Origin of the sequence: Coprococcus sp. AF21-14LB (assembly GCF_003458885.1) — a bacterium.
GTDB lineage: Bacteria > Bacillota > Clostridia > Lachnospirales > Lachnospiraceae > UBA9414.
On record NZ_QRVX01000085.1, the window covers coordinates 1 to 6,058 of the forward strand.

The 6,058-nt window shown below is 41.8% G+C and carries 4 protein-coding genes and 1 pseudogene; all 5 read left to right on the forward strand.

Annotated elements, in window-relative coordinates; all coding sequences use genetic code 11:
* Positions 1–240: pseudogene (locus DWX73_RS13595) on the forward strand (hypothetical protein); the annotation flags it as partial.
* 145 nt (positions 241–385) lie between these two features.
* A complete protein-coding gene (gene secA / locus DWX73_RS12660) occupies positions 386–2,956 on the forward strand; it encodes a preprotein translocase subunit SecA (protein WP_118349074.1) in 2,571 nt (856 codons plus the stop codon).
* A 107-nt stretch (positions 2,957–3,063) separates the two neighbouring features.
* Positions 3,064–4,171, forward strand: a protein-coding gene (gene prfB, locus DWX73_RS12665) for a peptide chain release factor 2 (RefSeq protein WP_118349075.1) whose coding sequence is annotated in 2 segments (ribosomal slippage) — positions 3,064–3,138 and positions 3,140–4,171 — 1,107 coding nt in all. Because the reading frame shifts where the segments join, the coding sequence is not laid out codon by codon here.
* Positions 4,172–4,189: 18 nt separating this feature from the next.
* Positions 4,190–4,630 (forward strand): ACT domain-containing protein, encoded by a 441-nt coding sequence (locus DWX73_RS12670; RefSeq protein ID WP_118349076.1) that lies wholly within the window; start codon positions 4,190–4,192, stop codon positions 4,628–4,630.
* 71 nt (positions 4,631–4,701) lie between these two features.
* Positions 4,702–5,913, forward strand: coding sequence for an aspartate kinase (locus DWX73_RS12675; RefSeq protein ID WP_118349077.1), 1,212 nt, complete (start codon positions 4,702–4,704; stop codon positions 5,911–5,913).
* The last annotated feature ends 145 nt before the right edge of the window (positions 5,914–6,058 follow it).

Consider the following 6,058-nt stretch of genomic DNA (forward strand, 5'->3'; position numbering starts at 1 on the left):
GAAAACAATCTTCATTGGGTGTTGGATGTTCATTTTCGAGAGGATGCATGTAAAATCAAAGCAGAAAAAGCGATGCAAAATCTGTCACTGATCCGAAAGATCTGTTATAATCTTATGAAATTGGATAAACGATTTGACAAGAAGAAAAAAATGACCTATAAAAAGATGAGTATGTTATATACATATCATTTAGAATATGTGCAGGAATTGATTTTTGAGAAAATTGTAGAAAATATTTAAAAATATCCATCTAGGGAAATAGTTCTCTAAATGGATATTTTATGCGGTTGCCCTGCTTTTCGTGAGAATTTGGTTGAACTGAATGACGTATAGTGTTAGAATGTAGAGTAGTCTTAACATTAGATAGAAATGAAGGAGAAGACATATGGGTTTCATTGAGAAAATTTTCGGTACGCACAGTGAACATGAGCTGAAGCGGATTTATCCGATTGTAGATTATATTGAATCACTGGACAGCGACATGCAGCAGCTGTCCGATGAGGAATTAAGAGGAAAAACAAAGGAATTTAAAGAAAGACTGGCAGAAGGAGCAACACTGGATGACATTCTTCCGGAAGCATTTGCGGTTGTCAGAGAAGCAGCGGTCAGAACGATCGGACTGAAGCACTTCCGGGTACAGCTGATCGGCGGTGTAATCCTGCATCAGGGACGTATTGCAGAGATGCGTACCGGTGAAGGTAAGACATTGGTTTCCACATTGCCGGCATATCTGAATGCCCTTGAAGGGAAAGGGGTACATATCGTTACTGTCAATGACTATCTGGCAAAGCGTGACGCAGAGTGGATGGGACAGATTCATCGTTTTCTTGGCTTGACAGTTGGTGTCGTCCTGAATTCCATGAACAATGATGAGCGCCGCGAGGCATATAACTGTGACATTACATATATTACGAATAATGAACTGGGATTTGATTATCTGAGAGATAATATGGTCGTTTATAAAGAGCAGCTTGTACAAAGAGGGCTTCATTATGCAATCATCGATGAGGTTGACTCTGTTTTGATCGATGAGGCGAGAACACCGCTCATTATTTCCGGACAGAGCAATAAGTCTACAAAGCTCTATGATGCGTGCGATATTCTGGCAAGACAGTTAGAACGAGGAGAAGCCAGCGGAGAATTTACAAAGATGAATGCCATCATGGGAGAGGATATCGAAGAGACAGGCGATTTCATCGTAAATGAGAAAGATAAGAATGTCAATCTGACAGAAGAAGGTGTTAAGAAGGTTGAGAAGTTCTTCCATATTGATAACCTTGCGGATGCAGAGAACCTGGAGATCCAGCACAATGTGATTTTGGCATTGCGGGCGCATAATCTGATGCATAAGGATCAGGATTATGTTGTAACTCCGGAAGGAGAAGTTGTAATTGTTGATGAATTTACAGGTCGTATCATGCCGGGACGCCGCTATTCAGACGGACTGCATCAGGCGATTGAGGCGAAAGAGCATGTAGCTGTCAGAAGAGAAAGCAAGACGCTTGCAACGATTACATTCCAGAACCTGTTTAATAAATTCCAGAAAAAGTCCGGTATGACAGGTACTGCTCTGACAGAGGAGAAAGAGTTCCGCGATATTTACGGTATGGATGTTATTGAGATTCCTACGAATCTTCCGGTTCAGAGAAAAGATTTAGATGATGTTGTTTATAAGACAAAACGCGAGAAATACGAAGCAGTCGTTGATGAGGTGGTACGGGCACATCAGACAGGACAGCCGGTGCTTGTCGGTACTATTACGATTGAAGTTTCTGAACTTTTGAGCAAGATGCTGAAAAAGCGCGGAATTAAACATAATGTATTGAATGCAAAATTCCATGAACTTGAGGCGGAGATCGTTGCTGAGGCAGGACGCCACGGCGCTGTTACGATTGCGACGAATATGGCAGGACGTGGTACAGATATTAAGCTGGATGATGAATCAAAGGCAGCCGGAGGCCTGAAGATTATCGGTACAGAACGTCATGAATCCAGACGAATTGATAATCAGCTGCGCGGACGTGCCGGACGTCAGGGAGATCCGGGAGAGTCACGGTTCTATATTTCTCTGGAAGATGATCTGATGCGTCTTTTCGGCTCTGAGAAGTTAATGGATATCTTTAATAAACTCGGTGTCGAAGACGGTGAGCAGTTAGAGCATAAGATGCTTTCAAGCGGAATCGAGAAGGCACAGAAGAAGATCGAGAACAATAACTTTGGAATTCGTAAGAACCTTCTTGAGTATGACCAGGTTATGAATGAACAGAGAGAACTGATTTACGAAGAGCGCCGTAAAGTGTTAGACGGGGAGAATATGCGAGATTCTATCTTCCATATGATTACAGATTTCGTAGAATCCACAGTAGATGCGAATATTTCTTCGGACATGGATTATGAAGACTGGGATCTGACAGCTCTGAATGTAGACCTTCTGGCAGTGGTACCGATGAAACCGGTAACAGCAGAAGATGTGAAAGGAATGCAGCAGAAAGAATTAAAGCATCTTGTAAAAGAGCGTGCAGTAAAAGCTTACGAGGCAAAAGAAGCAGAATTCCCGGAAGCAGAGCATTTGAGAGAGTTAGAGCGCGTTGTTCTTCTGAAAGTAATTGATGCAAGATGGATGGATCACATTGATGATATGGATCAGCTGCGTCAGGGAATCGGTCTTCAGGCCTATGGACAGAGAGATCCGCTTGTAGAATACAAGATGGTTGGTTATGAGATGTTTGGCGACATGACCAATACGATTACAAAAGATACTGTGCGAACTCTGATGAATGTACGGATTGAACAGAAAGCAGAGCGCCAGCAGGCAGCGAAAGTAACAGGAACAAACAAAGATGATACTGCTTTACATGAACCAAAGAAACGTGCGGAAAAGAAAGTATATCCGAACGATCCGTGTCCATGCGGAAGTGGTAAAAAATACAAACAGTGCTGCGGACGAAATAAATAGAACAGCAGGAAGAGGTGTGGCAGGATTTCTGACACACCTTTGCCACTTATAGAAGACTGCATATGCAGCAATGAGAAATGCGGCTATCAGTGAAAAGGAGGATGCAGATGATAGAACTGGATGAATTAAAAAGTATGATCAGCGCTTATGAAGAACCGCTTGAAGAACTCAGGGGGTCTCTTTGACATTGCGGGAAAGAAACGAAGACTGGAAGAGCTGGAGAAGAAAATGGAATCTCCGGATTTCTGGGAAAATCCTGAAGAGTCTCAAGAGGTAACAAAAGAAGTGAAAGCGCTTAGAGATACGCTGGAAGCGATGGAAGGACTTTCCGGACATTTTGAAGATGTGATACTTCTGATCGAAATGGCAGATGAAGAAAATGACAGGAGCATGTTGAAGGAGATTGAACGGGAGATCAGTTCTTTTGAAGAGAAATACGAAGCGCTGCGCATTGAAACGCTTCTCTCAGGAGAATATGATAAGAATTCTGCCATTGTGACACTTCATGCAGGCGCAGGAGGAACGGAGTCCTGTGACTGGGCGAATATGCTTTACAGAATGTATACAAGATGGTCCGAACAGAAAGGATTTTCCATTACCGTACTGGACTATCAGGCAGGCGATATTACCGGAATCAAAGCGATTACCTTTGAGGTAAATGGGGCGAATGCGTATGGTTATCTGAAATCTGAAAAAGGTGTACATCGCCTTGTACGGATTTCACCGTTTAATTCAGCGGGAAAACGTCAGACCTCTTTTGCATCCTGCGATGTTGTGCCGGATATTGAAGAGGAAATTGACGTAGAGATTAACGAGGATGACTTGAAGATTGATACTTATCGGGCCAGCGGCGCCGGTGGACAGCATGTTAATAAAACTTCCTCTGCCATTAGGATTACGCATCTGCCAACGGGGATTGTGGTACAATGTCAGAATGAACGCTCGCAGTTCAGCAACAAAGAAAAGGCAATGCAGATGCTGAAAGCGAAGCTGTATCTGATCAAACAGCAGGAACAGGCAGATAAGGTATCAGGTATCCGTGGAGAAGTAAAAGAGATTGGATTTGGCAATCAGATCCGTTCGTATATTATGCAGCCATATACATTAGTAAAAGATCATCGGACAAATGTAGAGAACGGTAACGTAACGGCTGTCCTTGACGGGGCTTTAGATACATTTATGAACGCATATCTGAAACAGTTAAGTCTCGGATAAAGAATGGGGGAAGGAACTATGGATAAAGCAAGATATTATGTAGTAACGAAGCGGGCGCTTCCGGAAGTGCTTTTGAAAGTTGTACAGGTAAAACGTCTTCTGATGACAGAAAAGAAGATGACGATCCAGGAAGCGGCAGATCAGGTTGGAATCAGTCGGAGTTCCTTTTATAAATACAAAGATGATATTTTTCCATTCCATGAAACTGAAAAAGGGCAAACAATCACGATTGTGATTCAGATGGATGATCGTCCGGGTGTACTGACGGAGCTGTTGGCGATGATAGCAGAATATGAAGCGAATATTTTGACGATTCATCAGAGCATTCCGCTGAATGGAGTGGCAACAGTAACATTAAGTCTTGAAGTCCTTTCTTCTACCGGAAATATGGAGGATATGATTGAGGCATTAGAGGGAAGAGAAGGAGTGCATTATCTGAAAATAGCAGGCAGAGAATAGCGCTATTGCAGAGTTTGTATAAGAAAATTCGCGGGTATTTTCAGAGAATCCGTATCATATTGGAGGAAAATATGCTGATAGTAAAAAAATTTGGAGGTTCATCTGTTGCTGACAAAGAGCGGATCTATCGTGTGGCGCGCAGATGCATTGAAGATTATAAAAAAGGTCATCAAGTAGTGGTGGTTCTTTCTGCAATGGGAGATACAACTGACGAATTGCTGGAAAAAGCGAAAGAGATTAATCCGAACGCGTCAAAGAGAGAATTGGATATGTTATTGACAACAGGGGAGCAGGTATCTGTTTCTTTAATGGCAATGGCAATCAATGCACTTGGAATTCCGGCGGTGTCATTAAATGCATTTCAAGTAATGATGTATTCCACATCTACCTACGGAAATGCCAGATTTAAAAAAGTGGATACAGAGAGAATCTACCATGAATTAGAATCCGGTAAGATCGTTATTGTGACAGGATTTCAGGCAGTGAACAAATATGATGATTATGCAACGCTTGGACGTGGCGGTTCTGATACAACAGCAGTGGCGCTTGCGTCAGTACTTCATGCGGATCAGTGTGAGATTTACACAGATGTGGACGGTGTATACACAGCAGATCCAAGAGTTGTTAAAAATGCAAGAAAACTGGAAGCAGTTACATATGACGAAATGTTGGAGTTAGCAGCTCACGGTGCAAAGGTACTGCATAATCGTTCCGTAGAAATGGCAAAGAAATACGGAGTGCAGTTAGTTGTGCGTTCCAGCTTGAATGAAAATGAAGGAACGATTGTAAAGGAGACGGTAAAAATGGAAAGAATGTTAGTTACAGGCGTAGCGGGAGAGAAAGACATTGTAAGGATTTCCGTGATTGGAATTGATGATAAACCGGGTGTTGCATTTAAGATTTTCAATACACTTGCAAAAAATAAAATTAATATCGATATTATTTTGCAGTCGATCGGACGCGAAGGAACAAAGGATATCTCCTTTACTGTAGCAGAGAGTGACTTGGAAGCCGCGCTGAATGTGTTGGAAGAACATAAAGAGGCGTTGACGATCAAAGAAGTAAAGTACAAAAAAGATGTGGCAAAAGTATCTGTTGTAGGAGATGGTATGATGTCTAACCCTGGCGTGGCAGCGCAGATGTTCGAGGCTCTTTATAATAGCAGGATTAACATCAATATGATATCTACTTCAGAGATCCGCATTACGGTATTGATTGCAGAAAGCGATTTGGATAAAGCGCTGAATGCAGTACATGAAGAGTTTGGACTTGGAACATATTAAGAAAATTTGAAAAGATGATATTAAGTATTAGGCAGGACTTTTTCTCCAAAAGAAGAGTTCTAGCCTTTCTTACAATATAACTGGAAATAAAAAGACTTATAAAAATATTAGTATATTATATATTGATTATAGAATAATGTTAAAG

What these genes read in the sequence shown, in the direction of transcription:
- DWX73_RS12675 (WP_118349077.1), top strand. Translation starts at nt 4,702, where the DNA reads ATGCTGATAGTAAAAAAATTTGGAGGTTCATCTGTTGCTGACAAAGAG.
- DWX73_RS12670 (WP_118349076.1), top strand. Translation starts at nt 4,190, where the DNA reads ATGGATAAAGCAAGATATTATGTAGTAACGAAGCGGGCGCTTCCGGAA.
- secA (WP_118349074.1), top strand. Translation starts at nt 386, where the DNA reads ATGGGTTTCATTGAGAAAATTTTCGGTACGCACAGTGAACATGAGCTG.